The 14,794-nt window shown below is 73.4% G+C and carries 9 protein-coding genes; 6 read left to right on the forward strand and 3 right to left on the reverse strand.

The features are described from left to right. The first annotated feature begins 172 nt into the window (after nt 1-172). Entirely contained in the window at nt 173-2,824 is a 2,652-nt protein-coding gene (gene glgP, locus EF903_RS16370; RefSeq protein WP_125543972.1) for an alpha-glucan family phosphorylase, read from the forward strand. A 220-nt stretch (nt 2,825-3,044) separates the two neighbouring features. Further along, on the forward strand, nt 3,045-3,584 hold the full coding sequence (locus EF903_RS16375; protein ID WP_125543973.1) for a hypothetical protein: 540 nt from the start codon (nt 3,045-3,047) through the stop codon (nt 3,582-3,584). A gap of 115 nt (nt 3,585-3,699) precedes the next feature. Here EF903_RS16375 and EF903_RS16380 read toward each other — a convergent pair whose 3' ends face one another. Continuing rightward, entirely contained in the window at nt 3,700-5,967 is a 2,268-nt protein-coding gene (locus tag EF903_RS16380; RefSeq protein ID WP_125543974.1) for a M4 family metallopeptidase, read from the reverse strand. 381 nt (nt 5,968-6,348) lie between these two features. On the opposite strand from EF903_RS16380, the gene EF903_RS16385 reads away from it, so the two are divergent. After that, nucleotides 6,349-7,827 (forward strand): sugar transferase, encoded by a 1,479-nt coding sequence (locus EF903_RS16385; RefSeq protein WP_125543975.1) that lies wholly within the window; start codon nt 6,349-6,351, stop codon nt 7,825-7,827. Between the two features lie 19 nt (nt 7,828-7,846). Here EF903_RS16385 and EF903_RS16390 read toward each other — a convergent pair whose 3' ends face one another. Beyond that, nucleotides 7,847-8,809 carry a GDP-L-fucose synthase gene (locus EF903_RS16390; RefSeq protein WP_125543976.1) on the reverse strand — a complete coding sequence of 321 codons (963 nt, stop codon included), beginning with the start codon at nt 8,807-8,809 and terminating at the stop codon, nt 7,847-7,849. A gap of 275 nt (nt 8,810-9,084) precedes the next feature. On the opposite strand from EF903_RS16390, the gene gmd reads away from it, so the two are divergent. The 3 genes from gmd to EF903_RS16405 all read left to right on the forward strand — a co-directional run bounded on the left by gmd (nt 9,085) and on the right by EF903_RS16405 (nt 13,881). Further along, entirely contained in the window at nt 9,085-10,098 is a 1,014-nt protein-coding gene (gene gmd / locus EF903_RS16395; protein WP_114054250.1) for a GDP-mannose 4,6-dehydratase, read from the forward strand. 245 nt (nt 10,099-10,343) lie between these two features. Further along, nucleotides 10,344-13,121 (forward strand): DNRLRE domain-containing protein, encoded by a 2,778-nt coding sequence (locus tag EF903_RS16400; protein ID WP_125543977.1) that lies wholly within the window; start codon nt 10,344-10,346, stop codon nt 13,119-13,121. 88 nt (nt 13,122-13,209) lie between these two features. Continuing rightward, nucleotides 13,210-13,881 (forward strand): hypothetical protein, encoded by a 672-nt coding sequence (locus EF903_RS16405; RefSeq protein WP_125543978.1) that lies wholly within the window; start codon nt 13,210-13,212, stop codon nt 13,879-13,881. A gap of 71 nt (nt 13,882-13,952) precedes the next feature. On the opposite strand, the gene EF903_RS16410 is transcribed toward EF903_RS16405, so the two are convergent. Next, nucleotides 13,953-14,794: CoA transferase (locus EF903_RS16410; RefSeq protein ID WP_185902686.1), on the reverse strand; the 842-nt coding region annotated here is incomplete at its 5' end.

Consider the following 14,794-nt stretch of genomic DNA (forward strand, 5'->3'; position numbering starts at 1 on the left):
TCGCAGGCGAGTGCGGACCGGAGCGGCCGCACCACGCTGTGCGCCCGCGCAACAACCCCCGGAAGGCTAGCCCCGCCGGGGCCCGGCGGGGCTAGCCTTCCGGGGGTTGTTGCGCGGGCGCACAGCGTGGTGCGGCCGCTCCGGTCCGCACTCGCCTGCGAAGGTGGAACGCGTGAAGGCTATCCGTCGATTCACCGTACGCCCCGTCCTCCCCCCGCCGCTGCTGCCGCTCGCCGACCTCGCGCGCAACCTGCGCTGGTCGTGGCACACGGAGACCCGCGAACTCTTCCAATCCGTCGACCCCGAGGGCTGGCAGGCCGCGGGCGGCGACCCCGTCCGCCTGCTCGGCTCCGTCTCCGCCGCCCGCCTCGACGCCCTCGCGTCCGACCGCCGGTTCCTGCGGCGGCTCGCCGTCGCCGCCGCCGACCTCGACGACTACGTGCACGGCGCCCGCTGGTACCAGACCCACGAGGACGTCGCCGACCTCCCCGCCGCCATCGCCTACTTCTCGCCCGAGTTCGGCATCACCGCCGCCCTGCCGCAGTACTCCGGCGGCCTCGGGATCCTCGCCGGCGACCACCTGAAGGCCGCCAGCGACCTCGGCGCCCCCCTCATCGGCGTCGGACTCCTCTACCGGCACGGCTACTTCCGCCAGTCCCTCTCCCGCGACGGCTGGCAGCAGGAGCACTACCCGGTCCTCGACCCCAACGAGCTCCCCCTCTCCCTGCTGCGGGACGCCGACGGCGCCCCCGCCCGGGTCACCCTCTCCCTGCCGGGCGGCCGCGCCCTGCACGCCCACATCTGGCAGGCCCGCGTCGGCCGCGTCCCGCTGCTGCTCCTCGACTCCGACGTCGAGGACAACGACGCCGGGGCCCGCGAGGTGACCGACCGGCTCTACGGCGGCGGCAGCGACCACCGGCTGCTCCAGGAGATGCTGCTCGGCATCGGCGGCGTCCGCGCCGTCCGCACCTACTGCGCCCTGACCGGCCACCCCGACCCCGAGGTCTTCCACACCAACGAGGGCCACGCCGGCTTCCTGGGCCTCGAGCGCATAAGGGAACTCGACGGGGCGCAGGGCCTCGGCTTCGACGCCGCCCTGGAGGCGGTCCGCGCCGGCACCGTCTTCACCACCCACACCCCCGTCCCCGCCGGCATCGACCGCTTCGACCGGGCGCTGGTCGCCCGCCACTTCGGACCCGGCGGCGAGCTCGACGGGGTGCCCCTCGACCGGATCCTGGAGCTCGGTGCCGAGACCTACCCCGGCGGCGACCCGGGCGTCTTCAACATGGCGGTGATGGGCCTGCGCCTGGCCCAGCGCGCCAACGGCGTGTCCACCCTCCACGGCGCCGTCAGCCAGGGCATGTTCGCCGGGCTGTGGCCGGGATTCGACCCCGCCGACGTTCCCATCACCTCCGTGACCAACGGCGTGCACGCCCCGACGTGGGTGGCGCCCGAGGTCGTCCGGCTGGGGGCGCGGCAGATCGGCGCCGGCCGCACCGAGGACGCCCTGTCGGTCGGCGGCTCCCAGCGCTGGGACGCCGTCGCCGACATCCCCGACCAGGACATCTGGGAACTGCGCCGGAGCCTGCGCGAGCAGCTGGTGCTGGAGGTGCGCGAGCGGCTGCGGGCCTCGTGGCGGCAGCGCGGCGCCGCCGACGCCGAGCTCGGCTGGGTCGACTCCGTCCTCGACCCGGACGTCCTCACCATCGGCTTCGCCCGGCGCGTGCCCTCGTACAAGCGGCTCACACTGATGCTGCGCGACCCCGAGCGGCTGCGCCGGCTGCTGCTGGACCCCGAGCGGCCGGTGCAGATCGTCGTCGCGGGCAAGGCGCACCCGGCCGACGACGGCGGCAAGCGGCTCGTGCAGGAGCTCGTGCGCTTCTCCGACGACCCCCGCGTGCGGCACCGCATTGTTTTTCTGCCCGACTACGGCATGGGCATGGCGCAGAAGCTCTACCCGGGCTGCGACGTGTGGCTGAACAACCCGCTGCGCCCGCTGGAGGCCTGCGGCACGAGCGGGATGAAGGCCGCGCTCAACGGCTGCCTCAACCTGTCGGTGCTCGACGGCTGGTGGGACGAGTGGTTCGAGCCCGACTTCGGCTGGGCCATCCCCACGGCCGACGTCGGCACGGACGAGGACCGGCGCGACGACCTGGAGGCGAAGGCCCTCTACGAGCTGGTCGAGCAGCGGGTCGCACCCCGGTTCTACGACCGCGCCGACCGCAGCGGGCTGCCGGTGCGGTGGATCGAGATGGTCCGGCGCACCCTCGTCTCCCTCGGCCCCAAGGTGCTCGCGGGGCGGATGGTGCGCGAGTACGTGGAGCGGCTCTACGCGCCGGCCGCCCGCGCCCACCGGGCGATGAACCAGGACGCCGCGCGGGACCTGGCCTGGTGGAAGGGCCGCGTCCGGGCGGCCTGGCCCCAGGTCGCCGTCGAGCACGTGGAGGCGCTGGCGGCGGCGCCCGTCGGCGGTACCGCCGAGCTGGGAGCGACCCTCACGCTGCGGGTGCGGGTGGCGCTCGACGCGCTGGGCCCCGAGGACGTCGAGGTGCAGGCCGTCGCGGGCCGGGTGGACCCGCAGGACGTCATCCGCGACGGCCGGCCCTTCCCCCTCAAGCCGGCCGGCGGGCCGGACCTGGAGGGCCGCTGGGTGTACGAGGGGCCGCTCGCCCTGGACCGCACGGGGGCCTTCGGGTACACGGTGCGCATCCTGCCCTCGCACCCGCTGCTGGCCTCGCCGGCCGAACTGGGGCTGGTCGCGGCCCCGGCGGACGGCGACGCGGCCGGGGAGGCGGGGCCGCAGGGCGGCGTCATCCTGCGCTAGCGCGGCGCACCGCGCGGCAGGGGGCGGGCGGGGGGCGGACCCCTCCCGCCCCTTCGCCTGCCGGGGCGGCCCGTACGGCGGCAGCGGGCGCTCCGGGCGGGTGAACCTCCGAACGCCTGCGCATGCCGCGCCGCCGCGGCATGCGGGGCCGCTCCTACGCTGCCCGCTGGACGCCACCGCCGACCGGGCGTCCAGCGCCGACAGAACGGACACCGCCCCCATGCGCCTTCGCAGCACCGCCGCAGCCCTCCTCACCGCCCTCGCCCTCGCCGTCCCGGCGGGCACCGCGGCCGCCGACGAGCACGACAAGGACCTCGGCAGGCTGGACTACCTGGTCGGGGGCGGGAACGGCGCCGACGAGCGCCGGTCCCTCCGCCCCGCGGGCCTCGACACCTGCTACGAGCTGAACGGCACCTCGCACGACAAGCCCGCCACCGCCGTCAGCAACGGGACGGAGGGGCGGGCGTACCTCTTCCCGGACCGCGGCTGCAGCGGCCGGCCCGAGCGGATCCTGGAGCCCGGCGACCGGGTGTACCACGTGCACGTCCGCTCGGTGTTCTTCACGCCGGTCGACCGCGACGGCCACGAGGACGGCGGCTTCGGCGACAGCGGCTTCCCCGGTGACGGCGACGGCGGCGGCTTCGGCAGCGGGGAGGCCGCCCCGCAGGAGGCGCCGCCGGCCGGGCACGAGGCCGCGCAGGAGGACCGGCGCGCGCAGCGGTCCGGCCTGTCCGACGCGGTCTTCGCGGCCGTCCCGTAGCGGTGCCCCGCGGGCCGCGCGGCCCCGCGGGCATGGAACAGGGCCGTCCGGGAGGGTCTCCCCCCGGACGGCCCCGTGTCGTGTCAGCCGGTGTGCCTCATCCGCCCGCCAGGGGTCAGAAGGTCAGCTTCCAGCTGTTGATGTAGCCGGTGTCCAGGCTGGCGAGGTCCGCGACGCGGAGCTTCCAGACACCGTTCGCGGCCTCGGAGGAGGCGTTCACGGTGAAGGACTGGACGATGTTGTCCGCGCTGCCGCCGCTGCGGTTGCGCAGGTTGTAGACGGTGCCGTCGGGGGCGACCAGGTCGACCCGCAGGTCACCGACGTAGGTGTGGACGATGTTCACGTCCACCTTGAGGGCGCTCGACGCGTTGCCGGAGCGGGTCACCGTGATCGGGGAGTCGACCGTGGCGTTGTCCCGGATCTGGTAGTCGGCGGTGTTCTCGAAGACGTTCTGCTCGCCCGTGCCGACGGTCCAGGTGAAGGAGGCCGTCCCCGACTTGTTGGCGGAGTCGGTCACCGTCACCGTCACGTTGGACGTGCCCGCGGTGGTCGCCGTGCCCGAGATCAGACCCGTGGAGGAGTTGATCGACAGGCCGGCCGGCAGGCCGGTGGCGGAGTAGGACAGCGCACCGGGGGTGGTGCTGGTCGCCTGGACCTGGAGGCTGACCGCGGTGCCCACGGCGGTGTTCTGGTTCGGGATCGCCGTGACCGTGACGCCGTCGCTGATGCGGGCGCCGACGTTGATGGCGGCCCAGGCGTTGGCCGTGTTGTTGTAGGTGGCCGAGCCCTGGCCGTACAGGTCGGCGGCGGCCTGGAGGGTCGCCGTGCGGGCGGCCGCGTAGTTGGTGTTCGACTTGAAGTAGCCGACCGTCAGCGCGCGGAACCAGATCTTCGAGGCGGCGTCCCGGCCGATGGGCGTGACCGGGAGGTTGTCGTAGGTCGGCGAGTCGTAGCTCACGCCGTTGACGACCTTGGCGCCGGAGCCCTCGGAGGCCAGGTAGTACCAGTGGTTGGCCGGGCCCGAGGAGTAGTGGACGTCGATGCCGCCGAGGCTCGAGGACCAGTAGTCCTTGGAGGAGCCGTCCTTGCTCGGCTTGTCCATGTAGCGCAGCGGGGTGCCGTTGCCGCGGATGTCGATCTTCTCGCCGACCAGGTAGTCGCCGACGTCCTGCGGGTTGTTGGCGTAGAACTCGACCGCGGCCGCCATGATGTCCGAGGTCGCCTCGTTCAGACCGCCCGGCTCACCGCTGTACGTCATGTTGCCGGTGACCGAGGTGAGGCCGTGGGTCATCTCGTGCGCGGCCACGTCGGTGGAGGTCAGCGGCTTGGCGTTGCCCTCGCCGTCGCCGTAGGTCATGCAGAAGCAGGAGTCCTGCCAGAACGCGTTCACGTAGTTGTTGCCGTAGTGGACGCGGGTGTACGGGGCGACGCCGTCGTTGCGCAGGCCGTTGCGGCCGTGCACGTTCTTGTAGTAGTCCCACGTGACCGCGGCGCCGTAGTGGGCGTCCGCGCCGGCCGTCTCCAGGTTGGAGGGCAGGCCGTTGCCCCAGACGTCGTCCGGTCCGGAGAAGAGGGTGCCGGTGCCCGAGCTGCCGCGGTTGAGGTTGTAGGTCTTGTGGTTGCCGCGGTTGGCGTCGGTCAGGGTGTAGCTGCTGCCCGACTGGCTCGTCCCCAGGGTGACCTGGCCGCTGTACATGGTGTTGCCGGTGCCGGTCTCGACGGCCTGCCACTCGGTGATCTTCGCGCCGGTCTTGGCGTCGGTGACCACGTGCAGCTCGTTCGGGGTGCCGTCGTGCTGGAGGCCGCCGACGACGGTCTCCCAGGCGAGGACGGGCGCGCCCTCGGCCGCCCAGATCACCTTGCGGGCGTTCTTGGAGGGCTTGGCGTCCTTCGAGCCCGCCGAGCCGGCGGCGGAGAGGGCCTGGCCCTCGGCGGCGGCCGGCGTGACCGCGGCGTCCGTGGTCGGCACCTTGATCTCGTGGTTCGTGGCCTTCGTGACGCTCTTGGTGGTGCCGTTCTTGGCGTGGACCGTCAGGTCGCCGCCGAGGACGGGCAGGCCCGCGTACGTCCGCTCGTACGTGGTGTGCGTGGTGCCGTCCGCGTCCTTGACGACGTCGCGGACGATGAGCTTCTCCTCGCCGCCGAGGCCCAGCGCCTTGGCCGCCTGCGCGGTGGTGGAGTTCGCCTCGGAGATGAGCGTCGCACGCTCGGAGGGGCTGAGCTTGAGGGGTGCCGCGCCGGGGTTGGCCTTGGCGGCGGCGGGCGCCTTGGACGCCGTGCTGTCGGCGGTGGCGCTGCCGGCCTGGATGCCGACGGCGAGCATCGCGGCCGCGGCGACGAGTGCGCCGGCCGCGGTGGCGCGCCTGTGGGGGGTGGGACTCAACGCAGACTCCTTCTGCAAAGGGGACCGTGCGGCTGGGTGGGCCGCCGGGCAGAACAGGGCTGGTGCGATGAACGGATCGAAGAGTGCCACCCGGGCGCGCGAATGTCAGGGTCGCGTCAAAAACTTGGCCGGAAAGGGTTCGTTGACCGAGGCGGCGTATCCGCTATCCGAACCCTTCGCCTTCGCGTGCGGAGTCGGAGCCCAAGAATATGGAACATGGGGTACCGGTTGCTAACACTTGAGCAACAAGAGCTCGCGTTCAGGCAATCAGCATATGTAGTAAGAGTGTTTGTCGTACTGTTTCCCGGTGCGCCAGATGCCCGCCGCCAGGGGAAGCCGCGGGTACGCGCCACAGTCATAGACCGCGTGCCAGGGGGGCCCATGAGGCATGTCCATTTTCCTGCGCAAAGAGTGGCCGGAGCGGCGGCCGAGCTCCTTGCTGCGCCCGTGCGGCGGATCGGCGACAAAGCGCGCTGGTACCTGCCCGCCGCCCTGACCGCCGACTTCCTCGGAGCGGCCGTCCCGGTGGGGCTCGTCTTCGAGGCCGCGCAGCAGGTCCGGCCCGTGTACTGCGCCCTCGGCGCGGCCCTCGCCTGGACCGGCGTGCAGGCGGTGCGCCGCCGGTACGCCGCCCGCGCGCTCGGCGAGTCCCGCGGAGTGCTGCCCGTCGTCCACGACTGGCTGATTCTGATCGGCGTCCTGGCCGTGGCACGCGTGGTGACCGGCGAGAGCACGCCGCGCCTCGCCGCGCTGGGCGCCCTGCTGCCGGCCCTCCTCATCACCGTCGCCTGCCACAAACTGACCTACCGCCACCTCTCCGCGGCCCGCCGCGAGGCCCAGGCCGTCAGCCGGGTCCTGGTGATAGGGGAGCCGGCCGCCGCGGACTCCCTCACCGCGCACCTCGCCGCCCGCACCGACCACCCCTACGTCGTCGTCGGCGTCGTCCCCGTCGGCACCGGGCCGCTGGAGGGCGGCGTCCCCGTCGCCGCCCGGCTGGACGCCCTCGCCCCGGACGCCCCGACCGCCGACTCCGCGGCCGTCCTCGGCGCCGTCCGCAGCCACCACGCCGACCTCGTCCTCGTCGCGCCCGGCGCGCGGATCGCGGGGGAGCGGCTGCGCCGCATCGCGTGGGCGCTGCACGACGCGGGCCTCGAACTCGCCGTCTTCCCCGGGCTGGTGGAGATATCCGTCAAGCGCCTGGAGACCCTCTCCGCCGGCGGACTCGCCGTGCTGCGCGTCGCCCCGCCCGTCGGCCGCGGCCTCCAGACCGCGCTCAAGGCCGCCCTGGACCGCATCGGCGCGGGCGTCGGACTGGTCCTGCTCTCCCCGCTGTTCCTCGCGATCGTCCTCGCGATCCGGCTCGGGTCCCGCGGCCCCGCGTTCTACCGACAGCAGCGCATCGGCCGGGACGGCGTCCCGTTCACGATGTGGAAGTTCCGCACGATGGTCGTCGACGCCGACCGCCTGAAGGGCGAGCTGGCGGGGGCCAACGAGAACGACGGCCTCATGTTCAAGATCCGCCGCGACCCCAGGGTGACCCGGGTCGGCCGGCTGCTGCGCCGCACCTCCCTGGACGAACTGCCCCAGCTCCTGAACGTCCTGGCCGGCCACATGTCGCTCGTCGGCCCCCGCCCGCCGCTGCCGGAGGAGGTGGCCCGCTACGACGAGGTCGAGCTGCGCCGCCTCACCGTGCGGCCGGGCATGACCGGGCTCTGGCAGATCAGCGGCCGGTCCGACCTGTCCTGGGACGAAACGATCCAGCTCGACCTGAGCTACGTCGACAACTGGTCCTTCACCAGCGACGTCGACGTCATGGGCCGTACGCTCCGCGCCGTCGTCGACGGCCGCGGAGCGTACTGAGGAGCCCTGCCGCGTGCGTTCAGCCCCGCGTTCCCGCCCCGCCCTGCTCCAGCCACCACCGGTAGGTGGCCGCGATGCCGTCGCGCAGCCCGATCTCCGGCTTCCAGCCGAGCGAGGTCAGGCGGCTGACGTCCAGGAGCTTGCGCGGGGTGCCGTCCGGCTTGGAGGTGTCCCAGGCCAGGCGGCCGCGGAAGCCGGTGACGTCGGCGACGGTCTCGGCGAGGGCCCGGATGGTGAGGTCCTCGCCGCAGCCGATGTTGACCGGCTCGTCCCCGTCGTAGCGCTCCAGCAGCACCGAGCAGGCCGCGGCCAGGTCGTCGACGTGGAGGAACTCGCGGCGCGGCGTGCCGCTGCCCCAGAGCGCGACCTCCTCGCGGCCCTCGGCCGCCGCCTCGTGGAAGCGCCGGATGAGCGCGGGCAGCACGTGCGAGGTCTCCAGGTCGAAGTTGTCGCCCGGGCCGTAGAGGTTGGTGGGCATCGCGGAGATGTACGAGGCCCCGTACTGCCTGCGGTAGGACTGCACCTGCACGATGCCGGCGATCTTCGCCAGCGCGTACGCCTCGTTGGTCGGCTCCAGCGGCCCGGTCAGCAGGGCGTCCTCGGTGATGGGCTGCGGCGCCAGCTTGGGGTAGATGCAGGACGAGCCGAGGAACAGCAGGCGGGCCACGCCGGCTGCGTGCGCGCCGCCGATGACGCTCAGCTGGATCCGGAGGTTGTCCTCCAGGAACTGCACCGGGTAGGTGCTGTTGGCCATGATGCCGCCGACCTTGGCGGCGGCCAGCACCACGGCGTCCGGTCGGGCGCCCTGCAGGTACGCGGCGGTCGCGGCGGCGTCGCGCAGGTCGAGGTCGGCGCGGCTGCGGGTGAGCACCTCGTGGCCGTCGGCGGTCAGGCGGCGTGCGACGGCGGAGCCCACGAGGCCGCGGTGGCCCGCGACGAAGACGCGGGCGTTCGGCGGCAGGAGCGGCAGCGAACTTGTCATACCGCCGATGATGCCAGCCCTCCGGCCGCCGCCCGCACCGGTGTACGGTACGCATCCGGCCCCCGGGGCCGGGCCCTGGTGCCGGGCGGGGACCCGGCGGGGGCCGCGTCCCCGCGGCCCGACCGCGGCAGGCCGCCGAGCCGCCCGAACCGGGCCGCACCCACCGCACGACCATCCGGCAGGAACCGCCGCGGCCGCACGGCCGGGACGGGCCGGCCCCGAGGCGCGAGCGCCTCCAGAACCACACACCGCAACGATCCCCAGGGGGACCCCACATGGGCAAGACCGCGCTGATCACCGGAGTCACCGGGCAGGACGGCTCCTACCTCTCCGAGCTCCTGCTCTCCAAGGGCTACACGGTGCACGGCCTGGTGCGGCGGTCCTCCAGCTTCAACACCGAGCGGATCGACCACATCTACCAGGACCCGCACACCGCGAACCGGTCCTTCGTCCTGCACCACGCCGACCTGTCCGACGGCGTCGCGCTCGTGAACCTGCTGCGCGAGATACGGCCCGACGAGGTCTACAACCTCGGCGCCCAGTCCCATGTGCGGGTCTCCTTCGACGCCCCGCTCTACACGGGCGACGTGACCGGCCTCGGCGCGCTGCGGCTCCTGGAGGCGATCCGGGCGAGCGGCATCGACACCCGCATCTACCAGGCCTCGTCCTCGGAGATGTTCGGCTCCACCCCGCCGCCGCAGAACGAGGACACCCCGTTCCACCCGCGCAGCCCGTACGGCGCGGCCAAGGTGTTCGCGTACTGGACGACCGTGAACTACCGCGAGGCGTACGACATGTTCGCCGTCAACGGGATCCTCTTCAACCACGAGTCCCCGCGCCGCGGCGAGACCTTCGTGACCCGCAAGATCACCCGCGCCGTCGCCCGCATCAAGGCCGGCCTCCAGGAGCACCTGTACCTCGGCAACCTCGACGCCGTCCGCGACTGGGGCTACGCGCCGGAGTACGTCGACGCCATGTGGCGGATGCTCCAGCAGGACGAGCCGACCGACTACGTCGTCGCCACCGGAGTGGCCGCCACGGTGCGCGAGTTCGTCGAGTCCTCCTTCGCCCACGCCGGCCTGGACTGGACCGAGCACGTCCGCTACGACGCCAAGTACGAGCGTCCGAGCGAGGTCGACGCGCTGATCGGCGACTCGTCCAAGGCCCAGGAACTGCTTGGCTGGAAGCCGTCGGTCCTGGTCGCGGAGCTGGCACAGATCATGGTCGACGCGGACATCCGCCTCGTCGAGGACCAGCTGGCCGGTGCAACGGTCCGTATCGACCGCTGAGGCCTTATATTTCCCCTACGATTTGCCGTGTACGGACATCGCCGCAGGCAGCTGCGGCGGTGACCGGACATACCTGCCGTATGTCCGCAATGCGCCCGCCCTGTCGAACCAGGTTGGTCCCAACCCGGTATGGAATCGGTCAAGGGGGGTGACGGGGTTCCGTTTGCGCCCTAGTCTGCGCCCGTACATACGGCTGTTCGTCTAGTTCCAGCCATCAAAACCGGGCGATACGCCCTGGGGGGCTCATGCGTAGATCCAGAGGGCTGACTGCTGCCCTCGTCCTGTCACTGGCCGGTGCCGGCACCGGGATAGGCCTGGTGCTCATGCCCCAGGCGTCCGCCATCACGGCGCCCGTGGCGTTCACCGCCGACAGCCTGCCGACGTGGCAGCCCAACGGCATCGTCTGGGCGATGGCCGAGGCGGACGGCACCGTCTTCGCCGGCGGCACCTTCTCGGCGGTCCGCCCGCCGGCCGGCACCTCCGGAGCCGAACAGGAAGCCGTCAACTTCGTCGCTCTCGACGCCGCGACGGGCAAGCCGACCGCCTGCAAGCTCGCCTTCACCGTCGGCGACGGCACCGCGACCGTCCGCGCGCTCACCGTGTCGAAGGACAAGAAGACGCTGTACGCGGGCGGCTACTTCGGCGCCGTCAACGGCACCCCGGTCTCCAGCCTCGCGGCGATCGACATCGAGAGCTGCACCCCCAAGGCAGCGTTCCACCCCGGCTTCCCCGCCACCGTGCGGGCGCTCGCCGCCACCGAGGACACCCTCTACGCGGCCGGCGACTTCAACGAGGTCGAGGGCCAGACCCGCGAGCGGTTCGCCGCGGTCGACGCCGGCACCGGCGCGCTGAAGCCCTTCACCGCCAACGCCGACGAGCCGGGCCGCGCCGTCGCGGTCACCCCGGACGGCAAGAACGTCCTGCTGGGCGGCGACTTCTTCACCGTCAACGGCGCCAACTCGCACGCCCTCGCCGTGGTCGACGCGGTCTCCGGCAAGCTCGCCAAGACCTACGACAACATCCCGTGGAACTCGGTCGTCAAGTCGATCGCCACGGACGAGACCGGCTTCTACACCGGCAACGAGGGCTCCGGCGGCGGCGTCTTCGACGGCCGCATCGGCCTGCGCCTGAGCGACTTCGGCGAGAAGTGGCGCGACCGCTGCCTCGGCGCCACCCAGGCGGTCCTGCCGTACGAGGGCGTGCTCTACAGCTCCTCGCACGCGCACGACTGCTCCACCGAGCTGGAGTACCCCGACGGCCGCCGCCGCCACCTGCTGGCCCAGCCGACCGACCACACCGGCGCCGCCCCCGCGCCCGTGGACGGCTTCGTGCGCGGCCCCCGCAAGCTCGGCTGGTTCCCCGACACCAACGACGGCCTCGGCGAGGGCATCGGCCCGCGCGTCATGGCCGTGTCGGAGAAGGACGGCAAGAAGTTCATGTGGGTCGGCGGTGAGTTCACCACCGTCAACGGCGCCGAGCAGCAGAGCCTCACCCGCTTCGCCTCCACCGGCGACGTCGGCGCCCCGACCACCCCGGTCGCCAGCGCCGGCAGCGTCAAGCCCGGCGAGGTCCAGGTCCGCTGGCGCACCAGCTACGACGCGGACGACAGCAAGCTGACGTACCGCATCTACCGCAACGGCTCCGGCACGCCGATCCACACCATGACCGCCGACTCCCTGGAGTTCGAGCGGCCCCAGGCCTCCTGGAACGACACCACCGTCAAGGCCGGCCAGACCTACACCTACCGGGTCACCGCCACCGACGCCGCCGGCAACACCAGCGCCCTGTCGGCCACCGCCTCGGTGACCGTCCCGTCCAGCGTCCAGGCGTACCCGAACCAGGTCCGCGCCGACGGCGCCCAGCTGTACTGGCGCTACGACGACACCGTCAGCCCCTACGTGGCCGACTCCTCGGACGGCGGCAACACCAGCGGCATCCAGGTCAACGCCCCGGCGCTGCGCCAGACGCCCGGCGCGGTCACCGGATCGAGCACCGCGATGGGCTTCAACGGCACCAGCCAGAAGCTCCACAGCGACCACCGCCAGACCGTCGGCAGCAGCTACACCGTCGAGACGTGGTTCAAGACGAACACCACGCGCGGCGGGAAGCTCGTCGGCTTCGGCAACAACACCACCCGCAACAGCGGCTCGCACGACAAGCACATCTACATGACGAACACCGGCCGCCTGGTGTTCGGCGTGTACAACGGCTCGACGCGCACCATCAGCACCGGCCTGTTCGACACGTACAACGACAACAAGTGGCACCACGTGGTCGCCAGCCAGGGCCCCTCGGGCATGGCGCTGTACGTCGACGGCCAGCTCAAGGGCACGCTGAACGTCACCAACTCGACCGCGTACGCCGGCTACTGGCACGTCGGCGGGGACAACCTCTCCGGCTGGCCGTCGCGCCCGACGAGCAACTTCTTCGCCGGCCAGCTCGACGAGACGGCCGTCTACGACAAGGTGCTCACCGCCGCCCAGGTCAAGAACCACTTCGACCTGGCGAAGGCCCCCTCCGACACGGTCTCCAAGGTCACCGCGACCGAGGACACCTACGTCAACCAGGGCGCCCCCAGCGCGGCCAACGGCGCGTCCACCTCGCTCGCCGTCCGAGGCAACCCGGGCTACGAGACGTACCTGCGCTTCGACCTGCCGGCCGCGCCGGCGGGGCAGGTGCTGAAGTCGGCGACGCTCCAGGTCAAGACGACGACGCAGTCGGGCGCCGGCACCGCCGACACCGTCTCCGTGGTCCCGGTCACCGGCACCTGGAGCGGTGCGACCACCTCCTACACCACCAAGCCGGCCCTCGGCACCACGCCGCTCGGCACCTTCGCGGCCATCCCGGACGGCTCGGCGCTGCACAGCGCCCAGCTGGACACGGCCGCGGTCTCGGCGCTGCTCGGCGGCAGCCACGGCCTCGCCCTGACCGGCGCGGGCACCGACGCGCTGTGGCTGTGGTCGAAGGAGTCGACGGCGGCGGACGCAGCCCCCCAGCTGGTCCTCACCTTCGGCCCGAAGTAACCGGAGGGTGCGGGGCCCGGCCGCTGCCACGCCGGGCCCCGCACGCCTGCCGCCCCCGAACCAACCGGCACGCACGGGAGCCCCACCGATGTACCGACGCTCCACCGCGGCTGCGCTCCTGCTGGCCGCAGCCCTCACCCTGACCGCCTGCAGCTCGGGCGGCGACGGCAAGGCCGACGAGGCGAAGGCCAAGCCGCCGGCCGCCTCCCCGGTCCCGGACCCGGCGGACTCCTCCGCCCCGCCGGCCACGCCCGGCGCCAAGCCGACCGGGCCCGTCCTCCCGGACGCGAAGCTCACCCCGAAGACGGGCAGCTTCAAGCCCAACGAGAAGGCGTACCTGAGCGGCCGGGTCCCCGAGAAGATGGACCCGGCGGCCGTGCTCCAGAGCGGCCAGGAGGCCTGCCAGCGGGTGGAGCGCACGGCCAAGCGGGACAAGGACGCGGCGACCGGAGCGGTCATCTCCGGGGAGATCCCCGGCGCGAAGGACGCGATCCCGCACCTGTGCCCGGAGCAGAAGCCGATCCTGGACGCCGCCGCCAAGGGCTTCGGCGACGGCACCCGGCCCGCCCCGGCACCCGGCACCTACCGGGCGCTGACCCAGAACACGGCCTGCACCTGGGAGGCCAAGGGCAAGGACGGCTCCGTCCTGGCCTCGGGCCCCGAGTCGGCCCCGAAGCCGGGCGACAAGATCACGGCGACGGTCCCGGCGGGCGCGGCGGAGTTCACCTCCGCCAACTGCTCGGCCTGGCTCCCCGCCTGACGCCTCCTTCCGACGGCGCCCCCGCACCCCCGCACGGGGAGGCGGGGGCGCCGCCGTGTCCCACGCGCCGGTCAGGTTGCCGGGAGCCAGGCGGCGCGGTCCGCGCCCCAGCGGGACGGCCCGGCCGGCCAGTCGCCCGGACCCGCCGCGAGCGGGGGAGCCGCGTACCGCAGCCGGCCGTAGCCGGAGCCGCACTCGCGCAGCCGGGCCCCGGCACCGGCCCCGTCCGCCCCGCCGGGCGCCGGGCCCACCGCCCGCGGGACGTCCCGCACCAGCCACGACGCGGTCCCCGCCAGCGAGAACCGCAGCACCCGCCCGCCGCCCGCGGCCAGGGCCCGCAGCACCCCGGCGGCCAGCAGGTAGCCCGTCCCGTGGTCCAGCGCCTGCGCGGGCAGCACCCCCGGCACCCCGTCCGGGCCCGCCTCCGCGGCGGCGATCCCGTACCCGGCCTGCACCAGCGAGTCGAAGCCCCGCCGGCCCGCCCACGGGCCCTCCCAGCCCCACGCGCACACCTGCGCCAGGACCAGCCCCGGCCGCGCCGCGGCCAGTTCCCGGGCGCCCAGGCCGAACCGGTCGAGCGCCCCCGGCCGGTAGCCGGACACCACCACGTCGGCCCGCGCCAGCAGCCCGTCGAACACCGCCCGGTCGGCCCGGTCCGCGAGGTCCAGGAGCGCCGAGCGCTTCCCGAACCCGGTGTCGGCGTGGGCGTCGTCCGCCTCCGGCATCCCCGGCGGGTCCACGCGCAGCACGTCCGCGCCGAGCAGGCCGAGCGTGCGGGTCGCCACCGGCCCGGGGGCTGCGGGAGCGCGGCCACGAGGCGGCCCTCCTCGCCCTCGGCGAGGGCTTCGGCGAACCCTGGCCGACCGAGGTCGAGGGGGTTCCCGCGAAGCTGTTCCCGGCCCGCCGGATCCTC

Origin of the sequence: Streptomyces sp. WAC05292 (assembly GCF_003949955.1) — a bacterium.
GTDB lineage: Bacteria > Actinomycetota > Actinomycetes > Streptomycetales > Streptomycetaceae > Streptomyces > Streptomyces globosus.